The organism is Devosia sp. LjRoot3, assembly GCF_964252865.1.
GTDB lineage: Bacteria > Pseudomonadota > Alphaproteobacteria > Rhizobiales > Devosiaceae > Devosia.
On record NZ_CAXUPK020000001.1, the window covers coordinates 685077 to 701096 of the forward strand.

The following is a 16020-nucleotide window of genomic DNA, read 5'->3' on the forward strand; positions in this document are numbered from 1 at the left end:
GTTGGGCAATGCAACGCCAACTTTATGCGGGTCTGTACTACAACTCTAGCCAACGGTCAGCTCCTGTCGACTTTCGTCGCTTGGCGCAACCATGAAGCGCAGGAAGCCGCGGAGCCAGCAGGCGAAGGCGGCGGCCCAGGCGAGGGCGGCCAGCGCGTAGTGCGGGCCGACCAGCCCATCGGCAAGGCCAAGTTCCGGCAGGACGCGAACGAGTACTGCAACAAGCACGAGGACGAAGGCGGCGTGGCTCCAGCCTGGGAGCAGCAGGTCGCGGCCGGTGTGCCGCAGGCCCGCGATAGAAAGAACGGCGATGACGGCAAGGCCGAGCGCGCCCATGGAGACAATGTGCAGACCCGCGGAGGGCGCGATGGGCAGGCCGAGGCCGGCAAGGCCGATAGCGGTGAGCCCCAGGCCCGAGAGCAGGTTGGCGCAGGCCAGGGCGAGCACCTCGGCGCGAAAGAGCGGACGGCCTATGAACCACTCGGCCAGGCGATCGAAAAACGCGGCGGCGGCAGCAAGTGCAAGGAAGGCCGGGGCCTGTGATGTGGGCAGGATGACAGCCGATATGGCGTAGAGCGCGGTGAGGGCGCCGGCGAGATTGCGGCGGCCGGGATGAGGGCGATAGCGGCGCGTTTCGCCTGTGGGATCGATGGCGTGGTTGATGGTGACGACATTGATCCGGGTGACCGATAGCGCCATGAGAATGACGAAGACGATCAACGCACTTTGCAGCAGTGTTTGCGAGAGGGCATGGTCGCCAAGAATCCAGCTCGCTCGAATGGCGATTTCAAGGCCCAGCATCGTCGGGACCCATACGGCAAAGGCGGCGTGACTGGTGTTGCGGCGCCGGATCATGGGGTCGATGATGGCCCAGGAGAGCAGGGCGAGGAAGGCTGCGTCGGTGAGGCCTGACGGGGCGATCATCCAGTCGGCGCCGACAAGGCCGGCAACGCGACCGGGCAGCCACAGGCCCAAAAGAGCGAGCAGCGAATTGCCGCGCCAGCGCGGTGTATTGGTCCATTCGGGCACCGCGGAGGTGAGAAAGCCGGCCAGTGCCATGCCATAGGTGCCAAAGATCATCTCATGGGCGTGCCACTGGCTGGTCGGCACAGAGCCGGCGAGGGGCAGGTCGAAGGCGTAGAGCAGCACCCAGATGACTGGCCAGATGGCGCCATGAATGGCCGCGGCGGGGAAGAAAAGCCGCAGCCCTTCACTCAGGATCGGTGGCTCAGGCTTCACGCGCGCACCCGTTCGTCATACCCAAATAGCTCGGCAAAGGCGGGGTCGGCCGACCAGCTTTCGACCAGTTCGAAAATCTGGCGACTTGTCCGCTGGCCGGGCATCCCTGCAATGTCGCGGCGGGAAACGACGCCGCCTTCTGCGCTGGAGAGCACCACCAGCCGGTTGGCGATGCGGACGGCCTCGGCCAGATCATGGGTGACGAACAGGGCCGAGAAGCTGTCGCGGCCAGCGGCTTCGATGACAAGGTCCTGCAAGATGCGTTTGAGGCCGACGTCGACGGCGGTGAATGGCTCGTCGAAATAGATCATTTGCGGGCTGACGGCCAAGGCTCGAGCCACTGAGGCGCGCTGGCGCATGCCACCCGAAAGTTCGATCGGATACTTATCGAAGTCGCCTGTAGCCAAGCCAACCTGCAGCGCGCGCTCGGCAGCGATCTCCCGAGCCGCATGGCGGGAATTGCCGCTAACGCGCAGGCCATAGGCGATATTGTCGAGTGTCGTCAGCCATGGCAGCAGGCGCGGCTCCTGGAACACAACGGCATGACGATCATAGTTGCGCGCGACGGTGCCGCGGGTCGGTTCGACGAGGTCGGCGGCGATCTGCAGGATAGTGGTCTTGCCGCAGCCCGAGGGGCCGATCAACGCCACGACTTCGCCGCCGCCCAGGCTAAGGTCGAAACCCTCGATGACGGTCTTACCAAAGTAGTGGTGGCCGATGTCTTCCAGAGCCAGCCTCATCGTTTAACGCCCCAGGGAATGCCGGCGGCGCGCCAACGCTCCAGCGCCTCGCGGACCGGCTGGAGCAGCAGGTATTCCGTCATCAGCGCAAAAATCACGACCAGCAGGATCCAGGCCATGACCTGGGGTATGTCGAAAAGAGCCCGTGAATTGGCAAGAGCGCCACCAATGCCCCCGGTATTGGAGAGGACCTCGGCCATCACGACCACTTTCCAGGCATTCCCGGCGGTCGTGATCCAAGCGGGGTAAAGGTATGAGAGAAGATGGGGCAGGGTGACGGTGCGGAAGCGTGTGAACGAAGAGGCGCCGTAGGAGCGCGCCATTTGTTCCAGCGCCCGATCGCGCGTTGCGACGCCTTCCAGCCCGCCAGCAAATGCTATGGGGAAGGAGGCGATGACGACGGTGAGAATGGCCGAGCCACCGCTCGAACCGAACCAGATGATGGCCAGCACGATCCAGGCGATCGGCGGCACGCCCATCAGCAGCGTGACCATGGGGCGCAGGAGGCGCATGGCGGCGAAAAAGTACCCGGCAAGCGTGCCCAGTACGGTGCCGATCAAGGCCGCAAGGAGAAAACCTACCAGGGCCCGAAAAATAGAATTGCCGGCAATCTCGGCAACGCCAGGCATGGAATAGAGATCAATCAGCGCCAGTACGGTTTCGAGCGGCGATGGCAGAATGAACGAGCCATAGATTTCGTGGCCAAACTGCCAGACTGCGGCAAAGCAGAAAAGGCCGGCAGCGCCCGCCCAGCCCGCCCAGACATAGCGGCCAATCCACGCGGCAGCCGAGAGCAGCGCACGCGTGGGGCGAAGAAGGATGGTTGCGAACATAGGGCGTCGACCAAAAGATGGGCGCGGATAGTCTCCGCGCCCAATAGGGATTAGAGGGCGTAGAAACCGTCATCGGGCAGCTTGCCCCCGATGATGCGCGGATCGGCCTCGGCCAGCACGTTGAACAGGGCTTCGATCTCGGCTTTCGCCGACTGGGCGCGACGTGCCACGAGATTGGAATGGTCGACGGCTTCGGCGATCACCGGCACTGGCAGGCCGAGCGCTTCGGCGGCCAAGGCGGCAGCCTCTTGTGGTCGGGCCTTGACGATCTCGACGGCGCGTTCGATCGCCTGCTGCAGCACTTCGATGCCGTCGTCGCCAATGCGCTCACCAAGGCTGGCGGTGATGGCAAGGCCAGGAGAGGGCTGGCTCGAGGTGCCGGTGGCGGCAAACCATTCTTCGCGGACATTGATCGAGCGGTAGAGCGTCTTGCCTGCGGCCTTGGCGGCTGCGATGGCACCACTCGCCACCGGTTCGGGAACAGCGATGGCGTCGACGCGCCCGGCCAGCAGCAATTGCATGCCTTCGGGTGGGGTCGCCGTGTATTCGATGGTCACATCCGTGCCGATGACAAGGCCGGCCTCGCTGAAGAGGCGCTGCAGCATGTAGTCTGGCATGTCGTTCTTGAAGGGGCAGGCAATTGTCTTCCCCTTGAGGTCGGCTGTTGTCCGGATACCTTCGTCTGCGGAAACGACGTAGAGCAGACCATCGGTCAGCGTATTGGCGAGGCGTACGGACAGGCCGCGATTGTAAAAATTGGCGGCGGCATAGACCGGCACGATCACCGCCGACATATCGCCCGAAGCAATGCCGGCGCGCATTTCATCCGGGTTGCGCCAGACGGCGAAGGAGATGCCGGGAGCCACTTTGGCAAGCTCGGCATCCTGGGCGGCTTGCGCCAAGATCAGCGACGGCGTTGCCGGCGGGCCCCAGAGTACCAACGGCGCCTGCTGTGCCCGCACCAGCGACGGCGCGAGCAGTGCGCCAGCAACGCCAGCCGACGCGCCCGCGACAAACTTGCGACGAGTGATCATATCCAACTCTCCAGAAGGACCGACCAGGGACAATTCCTTGATCAGTTAACATGTATTCAAAAGTCATGTTTTGATAGCGTGGGTTTTAGGACCCCGCCATGCGGCAGCGCGCCACACCCTGCCAAGCGGTGTGAAGATTTATGACTTGTGTAGTCAGCATAATTGATGTCAGGATTTTGGTAAATTACCAAAATCGAGATTCTGATGAGCCAGATGCCACGCTTTGATGCTTCCGCGGCCCGCACCTATGACAAGGGCATGCCGCAGCGAGTTCCCGGTTATGCGCTGGGGCTGGAGCTGGCTGCAGCAGTGCTTGCGAGCCGGCTTCCCGTCGCCGCCCATATTCTGGTCGTCGGAGCGGGCACGGGCGCAGAGATCCTTCATCTTGCGCCATTGCAGCCGGGCTGGCGTTTTACGGCACTCGATATTTCTCAGGCCATGCTGGATGTGGCGCGCGAACGTCTTGATGAAGCTGGATTTGCTGATCGCGTTGATTTCGTTTCGAGCGCGATGCAGGTGGCTGAGGGTTTGCCAACTCATGATGCAGGGCTCGCGCAACTAGTCACCCAGTTCGTGCCGCATGCTGAAAAGCCGGCCTTTTACGCCGGGATTGCCAAGGCGTTGACGGAAGGCGCGCCGCTGTTGAGCCTCGACTATCGCCCTGATTTGTTTGCGGACACGGTGACACTGCGCAACTGGGCCTTGCAGGCAGGCGCGACGCCCGATGCGGCTGATGTCATGCTGTCGCGGATCAAGGACAGTTGGTATATTCCCTCCGAGAAAGATCTCACCAGGGCGTGGCTCGGGGCTGGGCTGATTGCCGAGGCCCGCTATATGCAGGCGCTGGCCTACACCGGCACCATTCTGCGCCGGCAATCATAAGGAAAACCGCGCTGAGCAGCGATGTCCGAAGGCGCATTCTGGATGCGGCGCAGACCATCATAGATACCGAGGGACTGCCGGCTCTGACCCAGCCGAAGGTCGCGAAGGCCGCTGGCGTCAGGCAATCGCACCTGACCTACTATTTTCCGCGCCGAACAGATCTTCTGTCCGGTCTGTTGGAGCATTCCCACGAAGGCGCGGGGCATTCCGAGTCGGAGGCCGATCTCGCGGTCGAACTGGCCCGCTTGCTGTTCGATCCGCGGCGGGCCCGCTTCTTTCTTGCGGTGGTCGTTGAAACCTGTGGCTCGGAGGAGGGGAGGCGGGCGACGTCAGCACATATGGCTGGTTTCGGTGCCTATCTGGCCGCTAGATTTGCGCGAACCGTGGACGATCCGGCAGTCCTCGCGCTCATGGCGCAACTACGCGGTATGTCGCTGCAAAACCTTGTCGATCCCATTGGCTTCGAAGAGGGCGCCAGGCAGATCGCGGCGGCAGCTCGGCAACTTGGATTGCAGCTGCCGAGCAACGCACTATAGGTCGCCCGCCCGCATCGGTGTGATCCCCGTCGTGTCTTCGCCGCGCTGGAAAGCGATAGCCAGCCGAAAACTCTGGGCAATGCGCTCGGCGCGATCGATAAAAATGGCTGCGGTGTCGGGGTGGCAGACGGTGTCGACTGTTTGCTTGAAGAGAATTAGCCAGCGTACAAAGTGCTCATCTGCCAATTGCGGAATCGCCAGGTGCTTTGGCATTGGGCGGCCCTCATAGCGCCCGGTGCCCAGCAGCATTGCCGACCAGAAATCATACATCTGGCCCAAGTGATGCGGCCATTGTGCATTGGCGATTTTGCTATCGAAGACCGGCGCCAACAGTTCGTCGCGCCTTACGAGGTCGTAAAAGCTGTCGACGACGAGCTTGACGCCGTCTTCGTCCAATCCGGGCGGCGGCTCGCGTCCTGGTGCTTTTGGATGCATGGGCCGCTTCAGGTCGGATTCGTTGATCGCGTTGAGAAAGGCGGCCGGCGAAGGGGGAGGGGCGTTCTCCGATCCCTCATAGAGAAACTCATAGCGTATGCTCGCATTGGCCGAAACGTGGAGGCGATGCGCCTGGCGTGGCATCAGGGCGATTGGGGCGCCAAGGCCAACGCGCCGCCGCTGTCCATCCTGTGGCGTTTCGATCTCGGCCTGGCCGCTCAGCAGATGAACGCGTGCCCAGATGCCATTTGGCGTTTCGCGCAGGCCGGTCGTTCCCTCGGGCAAAATTTCGATGTCGCTTTGCGCAAGGCGTCGCATTTGCGTCGAGGGAGTTGTCACGGTTCTGTCCTTTGAACTCTCGATATGAGATGAAGGTGTATATAAAATACATGTTATTGCGTTGGCACCGCCCCGCGGCTGCGACAAATTACTGCGGGTGCGATAGGTTGCACTCCGCCGTCGTGCATCCGATTTTCTGTTCTCCGTTTTTGGTCTCTTCAGGTCCCCCCATGCGCCTCACTCAATTTACCGATTACGCGCTGAGAATCCTGATTTTCGCGGCGACCCACAGCGATAGGCTGATCACTATCGAGCAGACCGCCGACGCCTATGGCATTTCGCGCAATCACCTGATGAAGGTGGCTAACCACCTGACTCGCGAAGGGTATCTAAAGGCCGTTCGCGGCCGTTCGGGTGGGCTTACCCTCGCAAAACCGCCGGCTGAAATCGGCCTTGGTGTGGTTATCCGCACCACCGAACCGGACTTCGCGATTGTCGAGTGCTTTGGTGAAGAGAGCTCTTGTCGCCTGACGCCATCGTGTCGGCTGAAAGGAATCGTCGGCCGCGCGCTGGCGGCGTTTCTGGCCGAAATGGACCAGTACACACTCGCCGACCTTACCGTTGATCCCACCCAATTCGGCATCGAACGCCCCGCTGCTTGAGCGGCCGCGACAAATTGGCAGCGAGCCGATTTAAAACATGAGTTTGCAATACATCTTTTTGGTGTATAGACGGAGTCGAGCCGCAAAGCGGTCCTGACATCTCTGGAATTTCCCTCATGCCTGCTGCATTTGCTGCGGACGGTGCGTCATGACTGACGCCGCCGTGTCGCTTTCGCGCGCCCCGATTGTCCCGCTGAAGATGGTGCTGACCATCGGCCTTATCGTGTTGCCGATCATTCTGGCAGTGGTGGCGCTGTGTCTTGGTCGCTACATGGTTGCGCCGGGCAATGCCCTCTCGATCCTTCTCAATCAGGTGCTGCCGATCGAGCCCCATTGGGAAGCGGTCGAAGAAACCGTCGTGCTCAACATCCGCCTGCCGCGTGTGCTCATGGCGCTGCTGATCGGGGGCGGGCTCGCGGTCTCGGGGGCGGCGTTCCAGGGGCTGTTCGGCAATCCTCTGGTCAGCCCGCACATCCTCGGCGTTTCTTCCGGGGCCGGTTTCGGTGCAGCGCTGACCATTCTCATCTTCCGCCACATGACCTTCGTGCCGGCCGGCGCGCTGGTGTTCGGCATCGCCGCGATGATGGTGGCATTGTGGATTTCACGTCGCGGCGGCCGCTCCTCGCTGTTCATGCTGATCCTGGGTGGTGTCATCACCGCGGCCATGTTCGAGGCGCTGCTGTCGCTGCTGAAATACGTCGCCGATCCCAACGATACGCTGCCTACCATCGTCTATTGGCTTATGGGCAGCCTCACCTCGTCCTCCTATGACATGCTCGCCTGGGGCGTGCCGCTGATCGCCATTGGCAGCTCGGTGCTCTGGGCCCTGCGCTGGCGGCTCAACATCATGTCGCTTTCGGAAGTCGAGGCGCGCTCGCTGGGCACTGACGTGCAGAAAATGCGCTGGGTAGTTATCGTCGCTGCTACGCTGGTGACGGCCACTACGGTCTCACTCGCCGGCATCATCGGCTGGGTCGGGCTGGTCATCCCGCATGTGGCGCGCATGCTGGTCGGATCCAATCATTCGGCATTGATCCCGGCCTCGATTTCCATCGGCGCCATGTATCTCCTGGTTATCGACACGGTGGCGCGCACTGCCACCAGCGCCGAAATTCCGCTCTCAATCCTGACCGCTATTATCGGCGCACCGTTCTTCGCCTACCTCCTGAAACGCGCCAAGGGAGGCTGGTCATGAGCTTGGTCATCCGCTCGGCCGGCTATGGCCACAAAAAGGGCGAGCCGTTGTTCTCGGACCTCGACTTCTCGCTTTCGCCCGGCGAGATCATGGCAGTGCTCGGTCCTAATGGTGCGGGCAAAACCACGCTGCTCAATACCATCACCGGCATGATGGCGTGGCAGAACGGCCAGACGGAAATTCATGGGAAACCGCTCGCCGCCTATGGTGAGCGCGAGCTCTGGCGCCATATCGGCTATGTGCCGCAAGCGCGCGCCAATGCTTTTGCCTATACCGTGCTCGACATGGTGCTACTCGGCCGCTCTGCGCATCTGGGCACCTTTGCCCGGCCGGGCGAGGACGACGTGAAAATCGCCCGCCGCGTGCTCGATCGGCTCGAGATCGGGCATTTGGGAAAGAGCTACTGCAACGCCATCAGCGGTGGTGAACTGCAGCTGGTGTTCATCGCCCGCGCGCTGGCCGGCGAACCAACGATCCTCTTCCTCGACGAACCGGAATCGCATCTCGATTTCAAGAAGCAGCTGATAATCCTCGATATCATCGAGCGTCTGGCTCATGAGGACCGGATGATCTGCGTGATGAACACGCATTTCCCCAATCACGCGCTGCGCATCGCCGATCAGGTCCTGATGTTGGGATCAGACGGAACCCATCGCTTCGGTCCGACCGACCAGGTGCTCACCGAAGATGCGATCCGAAGTTGTTTTGGTGTGAATGCTCGCATCGACACACTCGAGGCCGATGGCCGCCCCCTACGCGCCATCTACCCCGTCTCACTCGCCTCCCAAGCCTTCGTTCCTCACTCGGAAACTTGATTCATGATCAAACCCGTTCTTTTAGCCGCCCTGTTGGCGTCGGTGTCGCTTCTCGCCACAGTCGTGCAAGCGCAAGAAACTCATACCGTCACCGATCGCGCCGACCGTGAGGTCGAAATCCCGGTCTCGCCAGAGCGCATTGTGACCAATTTCCTGCCTTTCCCCTCGGCCTATTACATTTCGACCGGGTCAGTGGATGAACTCGTTGGCATTGCCGAGGACTCGCGGAACATGGCCGAGCGCTCCGTGTTCGGTCGCATCGTGCCCGACCTGCTCAACAAGGCGACCGGCTTTGCCGCCGGCAATAGCGTCAATGTCGAGGAAGTTCTAAAGCTCTCGCCGGACCTCTTCGTCACTTACGAAAACAATCCCGCGCTCGCCGATATCGAAAAGATCGACCTTCCGGTGCTGGTGCTCGACGTCCTGTCGCGTTCCAAGGGTAATGTGCTTGAAACCTTCGAGGGCTGGATGACCCTGCTCGGCCAGGTGACGGCTCAGCAAGATCGCACCAGCGAAATCATTGCCTTTGCCCATGCGACGCTCGATGACACCCGCAGCCGTGTCGCCGATCTCACCGACGAGGAAAAGCCCGGTGCGCTGTTCTTTGCCCGGCTCGAAGAAAAATCGCTCAAGGTGAATGGCGCCGGTCACTTCGGCAATTTCTGGCTCACTGAATCGGGTGCCCAAAACCTCGCTCCGACCGATTTCGCGCCTCTGGCCGATATCGACATGGAACAGGTCTATGCTCTCAATCCTGAGGTGATCTTCATCTCCAACTTCTCGGCCACCAAGCCCGAGGACCTCTACGAGAACCGCGTGCCCGGCCAAGACTGGAGCCACGTCAAGGCAGTCGCCGATCGCCGCGTCTATAAGATCCCCGAAGGCGTATTCCAGTGGTACCCGCCCAGCGCCGATGCCCCGCTCATGCTCAAGTGGATGGCCCAGAAGAACCAGCCCGAACTCTTTGCGCATTACAGCATCGAGGCCGAGATCAAGGCCTACTACAGCCGCTTCTATGGCTACGAACTCAGCGATGCCGATGTCGCGTCCATTCTCGATCCGCAGTTCTAAGGGCTTTCCCATGTTCAATTTCGTTTCGCCCATCGCCCTTGCCGTGACGATCAGCCTCGTTTCGGGCAGCGCCTTTGCCCAGGAAACCCATATCGTACGAGACGGTATCGACAGGGAAGTAACCCTGCCGGTCGAGGTCAACCGGATCGTCGCCGGCTTCTTTCCCTTCCCGTCCGCTTTTTTCATAGCGACCGGGTCGCTCGACAAACTCGTGGCGATCAGCTCGGATTCCCGCCACGCCGCCGAGCGCTCGATCTTCAGCAAGATCGCTCCCGGCATTCTCGATCTGCCGACCAGTCATATCGAAGGTGGTGTTCTCAATGCCGAAGAGCTGCTCAAGCTCAATCCGGACGTCTACGTCACCCATGAAGGTAATGCCTCGCTCGAAGTTGCCGAGCGCGCCGGCGTGCCGGTTCTCGCGCTCGACGTTTTGTCCAAGGGGCAGGGCAACACCATCCAGACCTTCGAAAACTGGATGAAGATCATCGGCCAGGTCACGGGCGACACCGTGCGTACCGATGAGCTGATCGCCTATGCCAACAAGACGCTAGAGGAGACCCGCGCGGTCATGTCTGGTCTTGGCGAGGAGGACAAGCCTAAGGCGTTGTTCTTCGCCCGTCTCCACGAGAACGAGCTCAAAATCAATGGCCCCGGCCATTTCGGCCATTTCTGGATCACCGAAGCCGGCGGCATCAACCTTGCCGAAAAGGACTTTCCGTCCTTCTCCGAGATCAGCATGGAACAGATCTATGCGCTCAACCCCGAAGTGATCTTCATCACCAACCTGTCCCCGACCAAGCCCGAGGACCTCTATGAGAACCGGGTGCCCGGCCAGGACTGGAGCCATGTCAGCGCCGTTCAGAACAAGCGTGTCTTCAAGCTGCCTGAGGGCGTGTTCCAGTGGTATGTGCCCAATGGCGACGTGCCGCTGATGCTGAAGTGGGCGGCCCAGAGCATGCATCCCGAGCTCTATGCCGATTATGATTTTGCCGCCGAGATGAAGGCCTACTACCAGCGCTTCTACGACTACGCGCTGAGTAATGATGAGGTCGCCTCCATCCTGGATCCCACATTCTGACCCTTTCTGCCGCTGGCTTGCGCCGGCGGCTTCTCCATCTTGAGGCTACCATGACCCTACCTCAATTCTTCGACGACGCGCCCACCCTCAAAATGCGTGATCCTTTGGCTGCCTTTCTCGGGGCCGCAGAAGACGGCGTGATCGAGTACCGCTATGCCGATGCGGTTCGGCTTGCGGGGCATTCCTGCCCGGCGGTGGCTGGCGCCTATCTGATGGTGCTCAACGGGCTTTCGGCGCTTTACGATGATGAGATCCCGGAACGCGGCGGCATCGAAGTGTTCATGCGCAATGAACGCGACCATGCGACAACCGGCGTTCTCGCTTCGGTTGCGACCCTGCTCACAGGCGCTGCGCCCGAAAGCGGATTTCAGGGCATTGGCCCGGCCAAGCGCTTTGCGCGCAAGGATCTCCTCAGCTTCGAGACCGATATCGACGGCACGCTGGCGTTGCGCCGCCGTGACACAGGCAAAGGCGTGGTGGTCGACATAAACACCGACCACGTGCCGCACGAGCTGATCATGAGTCAGCTCATGCCCAAGGCTGTTTCTGGCAAGGCGAATGCCGAGGAACTGGCCGAATTCGCCCGCCTTTGGCAGGACCGTGTCCGCCGTATGCTGGTCGAGCATGCCGACGATCCCAAGCTGGTTCATATCTACGACTGGGATGGTGCCTGATGGTTGATATCGACCGTCACTGGCCCGATGGGCTCGTCGCCTATAAGCGCACGCCGGAATTTACCGAAATGACGGTCCCGGCGGGCCTGCTGCGCAGCCACTCCACCAAAGCTGGGGTATGGGCGAAAATCCACGTCCTTTCCGGGCGGCTGCGCTTTGCTGACCTGGTGCTGGGCACGCAGCAGGAGCTGGACGCCGGCATTCATGCTGTTATCTATCCGCAAGCCGAGCATGAGGTGGCTCCGGAGGGGCCGGTTCGCTTTTTCGTGGAGTTTCATTCGGTGCCGTAGCCACCCAATCCTGGACCGTATTCCCCTTTGCAGTCGCGAGATCAGCGCCACGCACGCTTATTTACTGGACTGTCGCCCTACCAAGTTGCATTTCAGAATTCGGCGCTCGATCGCACTAGCTTCCTCTGCCAGGTCGTTCAGCATCTCGGCTCCCTGCCATCCCAGGTCGTAGTAGGGCAGGGCCACGGTTGTGAGTTCGGGCTTTAGAGCCAGGGACACAGTCCTGAAATCGTCGAAGCCGACGATCGTGATGTCGTCTGGTATGCGAAGGCCGAGAGACAGAGCCGCGAGGTAGGCCTGAAGCGCCATTTCATCATTACCGCACACAAGCGCCGTAGGGCGGTTGGGCATCGACAGCATGCTGAGAGCCTCCCGATAGACGTAGTTCGTTTCTGCGCCGATTGGCCCTTCCATCCCCAGCCGGACAATGATGTCGTTTTCGGCAATGCCACCTGCCTGTGTCGCAGCAAGGAAGGCGTCGAGCCGTTGATTGGCGCCGAGAAGCAGGGGGTTGAGCCTGATATAGCCTATGCGGCGGTGGCCGAGCTCGACGAGATGTTGCGTCAATGCATAGGAGCCGCCGAAGTCGTCCGGCTCGATGGATGAGTAGGTGAGCCCGGCTTCGGCGTGAGAGTTCACCAGAACCGTCGGGATTGATACGTCACCTGACGCCGGAGCGACCGTGCGGTGATACATGGCGACATAGAGAACGCCATCGATCCTATGCGCCTTGAAGGTTCGCCAGATATTGGCCTCGCGTTCGGCGTTGCCGTCGGTATTGGCGAGCAGCACCGTGCGGCCATTGGCACCTGCCCAGTCCTGCACGCCCCTGACGATGTCGCCGGAATAGGGGGTGGTCGAAATGTAGTCTGTGATGATGCCGATGATATTGGTGCGGCTGGAGCGAATGCTTCGGGCGGCAAGATTGGGAATATAGCCCAGCGCGTCGATGGCTGACTGCACCTTTTCAATCGTGTCCTGCGTCACATTGGGTTCGCGGTTGACGACGCGCGACACTGTCTTGTCCGAGACACCAGCGATGCGCGCGACATCCTTGATACTGACCATGCAATTCCTCCAATGCGGGAAGGACACTATCTTGCTCGTTCATACGCTGCAATCGACAACGTCGACATATCGAATGTCGACGTTGTCATTTCAATTGACGACGTCGACATCGCCTCTTATGGTCCGAGGTGCAGCGGGTTGATCGCCTGCTAAAAAAACGACCGGAGGAGACATGAACAAGACACTTTACTGCTCGGTGGCGGTACTGGCCCTGATGACCTCGGTGGTCCATGCCGAAGCTATTACCGTGTTGGTAGAAGGTGGCGGCCACTCGCTTCAGCAGGCTGCCGCCGATGCTTTCACCAAGGAGACCGGCATCGAGGTCAATTTCGTCGAGGTGCCCTATCAGGGCGTGTACGACAAGTTGTCGGCGGAGATCGCCTCGGGCACATCGAACTACGACGTCGCCACCATCGACGTGGTGTGGAACGCCGCCTTTGCCGATCATGTCGAGGACTTGAGCGACCTCTTCACCGACGCCGTCAGGGCCGATATGCCGCCGGCCCTCGTGGCCGATGCTACGGTCGGTGGCAAGATGATCGGTATGCCTGCCTGGGCCAATGCCGAGATCGTCTTCTACCGCAAGGACCTCTGGGAAGACCCCGCCAATCAGGCCGCGTTCAAGGAAAAATACGGCTACGATCTCGTGCCGCCGGCGACCTGGCAGCAGTGGCGTGACATGGCTGCTTTCTTCACCAAGGACGGCATCTACGGCACGGTGGTGATCGGCGGCACGTCCGAGGAATGGATGGCCGAGGTGTTGCAGGCCGGTTCGCCCGGCGTGATCCTCGATGATGCAGGTCAGGTCATTCTCGACAACCAGGCCCATATCGATGCGCTGGAAAACTATCGCGCGCCGCTGTGCCTGGATAAGTCCGTGCCCGACAATGCGCTCGAGATCAGCTGGGGCGAGGCGCAGAACCTGTTCTATCAGGGCCAGGCGGCCATGATGAAATTCTGGGCCCATGCCTACAAGATGACCCCGGAAGACAGCCAAATTGCCGGAAAGGTCGGCGTCGCGCCGATGATCGCAGGCTCTGCCGGGATCGCGGCCATTCCGGGCCCTTGGTACAATGTCATCCCGTCGACGTCGCAGCACAAGGATGCGGCGCGGCAGTTCATTGCCTATCTCGAAGCGCATAACGCGCTGGGGATCGAAGCGCCTCTCGGGCTGGCCGCGACCAATTCGGCCTATCAGAGCTATATGGGCAAGCCCGGCTACGAGCATTTCGCCCCCTTGATGGAGACGCTGTCGGCGCCCGCAACCAAGGGCCGGCCGCTCAACAAGGACTACCAGGAACTCGTGGACGAAGCCGTCATGCCCGCCTTCCAGGGCGCGCTGGAATGCGAGGACAATGTCGCCGAACTTCTTCAGGATGCGGCGGAGACCGCGCGCGACATCCTGGGCCAATAGGGTCTGAACGCATCAAGCCGGAGCGGTGCCAGGCCGCTCCGGTATCCGGTCAAACGGGAGGGGGATATGTCCGAACGCAGGTTCGTGCTTCTTATGCTGGCGCCTGCAGTGTTGTTCCTGGGATTGCTCGTCGCCTACCCGGTCGCCCTGCTGGTCTATAATTCATTCTTCGAAGTCGAGTTGATCAACCCGTCGGCCCGAGTCTGGGTGGGGTTAGCCAACTATGCTGACGCCCTGACGTCCAAGCGCATTCTCGAAACCGCCCTGCGGACACTGCAGTATTCGGCTTTCGCTCTCTGCTTCGAATTCATCTTCGGCTTTGGCGCGGCGCTGCTGTTTTCGGCCATATCAGGCAAGTCTAACTGGCACCGCACCATCTTTGCCTTGCCGCTGATGATCTCGCCGATCGTTGCTGGCCTGCTTTGGCGATTTCTCCTCGTCGGCGATATCGGCATCCTCAACTACGGTCTTTCCGCACTGGGCATCATCCCCAATCCCAAGGCCATCAACTGGCTGTCGGACCCCGATATCGTGATCTATTCGGTTGCCTTTGCCGACATCTGGCTGACCACGTCCTTTGTCGCCCTGGTCAGCTATGCCGGCCTCACCAACATTCCCAAGGATTTACTCGAAGCCGCGCGGATCGATGGCGCCAATGCGCTCAAGCGCTTCTGGCATGTGACCCTGCCGCTGATGCGCCCGGTCATCGCCGTGGTCGTTATCGTGCGCGGCATCGACGCGCTCAAGACCTTCGACCTCATCTGGATCCAGACCCAAGGCGGTCCGCGCCAGGCGAGCGAAGTGTTCTCCATGAACATCTATCAACGCATGGTCCGATATGGCGACCTTGGCGAGGCCTCGGCATCGGCCACCCTGTTCCTGGCCTTCATGATTTTGCTCGCCGCCTTCGCCTACTGGAAAATCTGGAGGACCGACAATGGCTGACCGTCCGTCGCCTGACTTTGGCAAGACCATCATCAACCTGGCGGCCCTCGTCCTGGTCCTCTCCTATGCCCTGCCGTATGTCTATCTCGTCTCCACTTCGCTAAAATCCCCGGCCGATGTGCAGCAGATTCCGCCGTCCTTTTTCCCTGGTCGGGTGTCGCTGGAAAATTTCGCTACCGTCATCGGGACGGCGGGGCTGCCCAATGCCTTCGTGAATTCGACCGTGGTGGCGGTGCTGACGACCCTTCTGTCGCTGCTGATCGCCGTTCCAGCCGCCTATGTCTCCGCGCTCTATCGAAGGCGGATCACGGTCATCTTCCTGCTGTTCGCACTGGTCACTCGCATGGTGCCCGCCGTTTCGCTCGGCGTGCCGCTCTTCCAGGTGATGAAGACGCTGGGCCTGTTGGACACAACATTTGGCCTCGTACTCGCCCATACCTCGACGGCCGTGCCGCTCGCGCTACTGCTGATGTCGGCCTTCTTCGAGGGTGTGCCTAAGGAACTGGAGGAGGCGGCGCGCATGGATGGGTGCACCCGGTTTGGCGCATTCGTGCATATCATCCTGCCCCTGATGCCGAGCGGCCTGGCGATCACCGCGCTCTTCAGCTTCATCGCGAGCTGGAATGAGTTCCTGTTTGCCTTGCTGCTGACCTCGCAGAACAGCAAGACCGCCCCCATCGTCATCGCTGAATTCAACTCGGTCTATGGCCTCGCCTGGGGCCCGATGACTGCTGCAGCGGTGCTCTATTCGCTTCCCGTCATTCTCGTCACCCTGTTGCTGCAAAAGCAGATTGTGGGCGGACTGACCTTCGGCGCCGTGAAAGGCTAGT

Annotated in this window: 18 protein-coding genes and 1 pseudogene; 13 read left to right on the forward strand and 6 right to left on the reverse strand. The window is 60.9% G+C overall.

The features are described from left to right. Positions 1 to 45: 45 nt before the first annotated feature. From ACSQ2A_RS03325 to ACSQ2A_RS03340, 4 genes are read right to left on the reverse strand one after another with little or no spacing between them, the layout of a single operon-like run. On the reverse strand, positions 46 to 1239 hold the full coding sequence (locus ACSQ2A_RS03325; protein WP_436071065.1) for an NnrS family protein: 1194 nt from the start codon (positions 1237 to 1239) through the stop codon (positions 46 to 48). After that, complete coding sequence (locus ACSQ2A_RS03330; RefSeq protein WP_436071066.1) at positions 1236 to 1979, reverse strand: ABC transporter ATP-binding protein; 744 nt, start codon at positions 1977 to 1979, stop codon at positions 1236 to 1238. The genes ACSQ2A_RS03325 and ACSQ2A_RS03330 overlap by 4 nt, the downstream gene beginning before the upstream one ends. Then, positions 1976 to 2812 (reverse strand): ABC transporter permease, encoded by an 837-nt coding sequence (locus tag ACSQ2A_RS03335; RefSeq protein WP_436071067.1) that lies wholly within the window; start codon positions 2810 to 2812, stop codon positions 1976 to 1978. The genes ACSQ2A_RS03330 and ACSQ2A_RS03335 overlap by 4 nt, the downstream gene beginning before the upstream one ends. A 50-nt stretch (positions 2813 to 2862) precedes the next feature. Beyond that, entirely contained in the window at positions 2863 to 3846 is a 984-nt protein-coding gene (locus ACSQ2A_RS03340; protein WP_436071068.1) for an ABC transporter substrate-binding protein, read from the reverse strand. A 204-nt stretch (positions 3847 to 4050) separates the two neighbouring features. On the opposite strand from ACSQ2A_RS03340, the gene ACSQ2A_RS03345 reads away from it, so the two are divergent. From ACSQ2A_RS03345 to ACSQ2A_RS03355, 3 genes and pseudogenes are all read left to right on the forward strand, one after another. Next, positions 4051 to 4728 (forward strand): class I SAM-dependent methyltransferase, encoded by a 678-nt coding sequence (locus ACSQ2A_RS03345; protein ID WP_436071069.1) that lies wholly within the window; start codon positions 4051 to 4053, stop codon positions 4726 to 4728. Next, positions 4644 to 4883, forward strand: a pseudogene (locus ACSQ2A_RS03350) (TetR family transcriptional regulator); the annotation flags it as partial. The gene ACSQ2A_RS03345 and the pseudogene ACSQ2A_RS03350, both read left to right, overlap by 85 nt. A 21-nt stretch (positions 4884 to 4904) precedes the next feature. Continuing rightward, positions 4905 to 5264 (forward strand): hypothetical protein, encoded by a 360-nt coding sequence (locus tag ACSQ2A_RS03355; RefSeq protein WP_436071640.1) that lies wholly within the window; start codon positions 4905 to 4907, stop codon positions 5262 to 5264. Here ACSQ2A_RS03355 and ACSQ2A_RS03360 read toward each other — a convergent pair. Further along, positions 5259 to 6038 carry a group III truncated hemoglobin gene (locus ACSQ2A_RS03360; RefSeq protein ID WP_436071070.1) on the reverse strand — a complete coding sequence of 260 codons (780 nt, stop codon included), beginning with the start codon at positions 6036 to 6038 and terminating at the stop codon, positions 5259 to 5261. The genes ACSQ2A_RS03355 and ACSQ2A_RS03360 overlap by 6 nt on opposite strands. A gap of 170 nt (positions 6039 to 6208) precedes the next feature. Between ACSQ2A_RS03360 and ACSQ2A_RS03365 the strand changes: the two genes are divergently transcribed. From ACSQ2A_RS03365 to ACSQ2A_RS03395, 7 genes are all read left to right on the forward strand, one after another. Then, positions 6209 to 6640 (forward strand): Rrf2 family transcriptional regulator, encoded by a 432-nt coding sequence (locus ACSQ2A_RS03365; RefSeq protein WP_295411401.1) that lies wholly within the window; start codon positions 6209 to 6211, stop codon positions 6638 to 6640. A 148-nt stretch (positions 6641 to 6788) separates the two neighbouring features. After that, a complete protein-coding gene (locus ACSQ2A_RS03370; protein WP_436071071.1) occupies positions 6789 to 7835 on the forward strand; it encodes a FecCD family ABC transporter permease in 1047 nt (348 codons plus the stop codon). Further along, positions 7832 to 8650: an ABC transporter ATP-binding protein gene (locus ACSQ2A_RS03375; protein WP_436071072.1), complete on the forward strand. Its 819-nt coding sequence runs from the start codon at positions 7832 to 7834 to the stop codon at positions 8648 to 8650. Before ACSQ2A_RS03370 ends, ACSQ2A_RS03375 begins: the two co-directional genes overlap by 4 nt. A gap of 3 nt (positions 8651 to 8653) precedes the next feature. Then, the gene (locus ACSQ2A_RS03380) at positions 8654 to 9721 is read left to right on the forward strand and encodes an ABC transporter substrate-binding protein (protein ID WP_436071073.1); all 1068 of its coding nucleotides are present in this window, start codon (positions 8654 to 8656) and stop codon (positions 9719 to 9721) included. A gap of 10 nt (positions 9722 to 9731) precedes the next feature. Then, the gene (locus tag ACSQ2A_RS03385) at positions 9732 to 10799 is read left to right on the forward strand and encodes an ABC transporter substrate-binding protein (protein ID WP_436071074.1); all 1068 of its coding nucleotides are present in this window, start codon (positions 9732 to 9734) and stop codon (positions 10797 to 10799) included. 50 nt (positions 10800 to 10849) lie between these two features. Beyond that, positions 10850 to 11473 carry a hypothetical protein gene (locus tag ACSQ2A_RS03390; protein ID WP_436071075.1) on the forward strand — a complete coding sequence of 208 codons (624 nt, stop codon included), beginning with the start codon at positions 10850 to 10852 and terminating at the stop codon, positions 11471 to 11473. After that, the gene (locus ACSQ2A_RS03395; RefSeq protein WP_436071076.1) at positions 11473 to 11763 is read left to right on the forward strand and encodes a DUF1971 domain-containing protein; all 291 of its coding nucleotides are present in this window, start codon (positions 11473 to 11475) and stop codon (positions 11761 to 11763) included. Before ACSQ2A_RS03390 ends, ACSQ2A_RS03395 begins: the two co-directional genes overlap by 1 nt. A 57-nt stretch (positions 11764 to 11820) precedes the next feature. On the opposite strand, the gene ACSQ2A_RS03400 is transcribed toward ACSQ2A_RS03395, so the two are convergent. Then, positions 11821 to 12831: a LacI family DNA-binding transcriptional regulator gene (locus tag ACSQ2A_RS03400; RefSeq protein WP_436071077.1), complete on the reverse strand. Its 1011-nt coding sequence runs from the start codon at positions 12829 to 12831 to the stop codon at positions 11821 to 11823. 172 nt (positions 12832 to 13003) lie between these two features. Here ACSQ2A_RS03400 and ACSQ2A_RS03405 point away from each other — a divergent pair, with 172 nt between their 5' ends. The 3 genes from ACSQ2A_RS03405 (at position 13004) to ACSQ2A_RS03415 (ending at position 16019) form a co-directional block, all read left to right on the forward strand. After that, positions 13004 to 14245, forward strand: coding sequence for an ABC transporter substrate-binding protein (locus ACSQ2A_RS03405; RefSeq protein WP_436071078.1), 1242 nt, complete (start codon positions 13004 to 13006; stop codon positions 14243 to 14245). A 66-nt stretch (positions 14246 to 14311) separates the two neighbouring features. Next, on the forward strand, positions 14312 to 15190 hold the full coding sequence (locus tag ACSQ2A_RS03410) for a carbohydrate ABC transporter permease (RefSeq protein ID WP_436071079.1): 879 nt from the start codon (positions 14312 to 14314) through the stop codon (positions 15188 to 15190). Continuing rightward, a complete protein-coding gene (locus tag ACSQ2A_RS03415) occupies positions 15183 to 16019 on the forward strand; it encodes a carbohydrate ABC transporter permease (protein WP_436071080.1) in 837 nt (278 codons plus the stop codon). Before ACSQ2A_RS03410 ends, ACSQ2A_RS03415 begins: the two co-directional genes overlap by 8 nt. Position 16020: the final 1 nt, after the last annotated feature.